The sequence below is a fragment of the Cupriavidus sp. 8B genome, assembly GCF_054589115.1.
On record NZ_BAAILO010000399.1, the window covers coordinates 1 to 1969 of the forward strand.

Consider the following 1969-nt stretch of genomic DNA (forward strand, 5'->3'; position numbering starts at 1 on the left):
CCAGGGATTCGTGATTCCTGCTACCTTCGTCGGCGGCCTCAATTCGGACAAGCCCGGCGAATTCCGCGCCACCGTCACGAACGACGTCTACGACACAGTCAACGGCACCTGCAAGGCCATTCCGGCAGGCTCGACGCTGGTTGGTACATACAGCAGCGACATCGGCATCGGGCAGGAGCGCATTCTGGCGGCATTCACCCGGATGCAATTGCCTAATGGCAAGTGGGTACCGCTCCTTGGCATGGGCGGGGCCGATCCGAACGGCTATGCGGGCATCAGTGGCGACGTCAACAATCACTTCTTCAAGATCTTCTCGGGGGCCTTGATCATCGGCGTGCTGGAGCAGCGCTTCAACAACACCGCAACGGCGACGACTGCCTCCCCGGCAGGCATCACGACCTACGGCAACACCGCAGGGCAGGTGGCAGCGCAAACAGCGCAGACGATGCTCAACCGCAACCAGAACATCCGCCCGACGATTACTACGAAGCCGGGCCAGAAGATGATGGTGCAGGTCAAGCACGACATCGTGTTGGAGCCCTACCGTGATTAAGGGTGCCGCTGCGTTCCTGTTGGCGCTGGCCGCGACGGGCGCGGGCGCGCAGACCGTCGAGGCGATGGTGAGCCCGACGACGCTGATCGTGCGCGACAGCGGCGGGGCGCGCATCGTCTCGCTGCCGGGCAAGCCCGTGCTCTATTGCGGGCTGGATCCGTTCGTCGGCTGGTCGGCGCGGTTGATTGGGGCGACCCTGCGTATGGAACCCGGCCAGGCGCCGGCGGTCGAGTCGCAAGGGCGGACCATGCCGCTCACGGCGCTGCTTGCACGCGATGGCTGGCTGCGCCCTGAGACGCTGGACGAGGGCGCACAAGTGGCGCTGGTCGAGCGCCGTGGCGGCTGGGCCTGTGCACCGAAGACGGAAGCCTTTGCGCAGATGAGCGCGCGCGTCGATCCGCAGATCCTGGCCAGCATCGCCATGAATGAATCGGCGTATCGGGGCCGACCCTGGCCGTGGACCCTCAATGTGGCCGGTCGCGGCATGTACTTCGCCACACGGGAAGACGCGCATGCCGCGATCAATCAGCTGCTTTCCGAGAAGCGCTGCAATTTCGACGTTGGGATCATGCAGATCAACTGGTGTTACCACGGCCAGCGGTTCGCCTCGTCATGGGATGCGCTCGCTCCGGCGACCAACATCCGCGTGGCCGAAGCCATCCTGACGGAGAACCTGCAACGCAGCGGCTCAGCGATGAAGGCGGTGGCCTGGTACCACAGCGCCGACCCGAGCCGCGGCGGGCCGTATCTCGCTAGATTCATGAACCACTTCAAGCAAATGGACAGCAGGGCCCAATGAGCAAGCATCTTCTTTACGCCGCCGTCGCCCTCTTGATCAGCGGACCGGTATCCGCCGCGCCGACCGATCCGTTCGACTTTGACTACCAGGTCGTGGCCAAGGCTAGCGACCGGCCGGCGATGATCTTCAACGACGGCAGCAGCACTTACATCCAGCCTCGCGCTGGACAGCAGATTGTCGCGGGCGGTGGGCAGCAATCTGGTCCATATATCGTCCTGGATGGCGTGCCTGATGTCGTGCGCTACACCACGAACGGAAACGAGGTGGTTGCGCGCTGGACGCGAGCCAACGGCTTCACGGGTGAGCCCGCGAATCCTGCCGGCGAGTTGCCGCGCGGCTTCAGCGGCTTTAGCGGGCGCATCGCCTTGATTGGCAATCACAATGGTCTCGCGCTGGTGCGCCCGAGCGAGACGACGATGCCGCTGGCGCCGTTGATCAAGACCCTCGCCCCGGCGGGCTGGACCGGCTCGGCGCAGAAGGATATCGCCCTGAGCCAGGAGATGCGCTTCGCCACGCGCGCCGGCGAGAACTGGGTGCAAGCGCTTGAGCGCCTGCTGGCGCAGCGTGACCTGTACGCAGAACTGGACTTCGAGCGTCGGAACATTGCGCTGCGGGCG

3 protein-coding genes are annotated in these 1969 nt (G+C 64.9%); all 3 read left to right on the forward strand.

Annotation, left to right across the window (positions count from 1 at the left end; all coding sequences use genetic code 11):
• Positions 1–553 (forward strand): TraB/TrbI/VirB10 family type IV secretion system protein (locus ACYP5B_RS37620; RefSeq protein WP_459572965.1); only part of this gene is annotated, 553 nt, incomplete at its 5' end.
• A gap of 16 nt (positions 554–569) precedes the next feature.
• Complete coding sequence (locus ACYP5B_RS37625) at positions 570–1352, forward strand: lysozyme family protein (RefSeq protein ID WP_459572967.1); 783 nt, start codon at positions 570–572, stop codon at positions 1350–1352.
• Positions 1349–1969: TrbG/VirB9 family P-type conjugative transfer protein (locus ACYP5B_RS37630; RefSeq protein ID WP_459572966.1), on the forward strand; the 621-nt coding region annotated here is incomplete at its 3' end. The genes ACYP5B_RS37625 and ACYP5B_RS37630, both read left to right, overlap by 4 nt.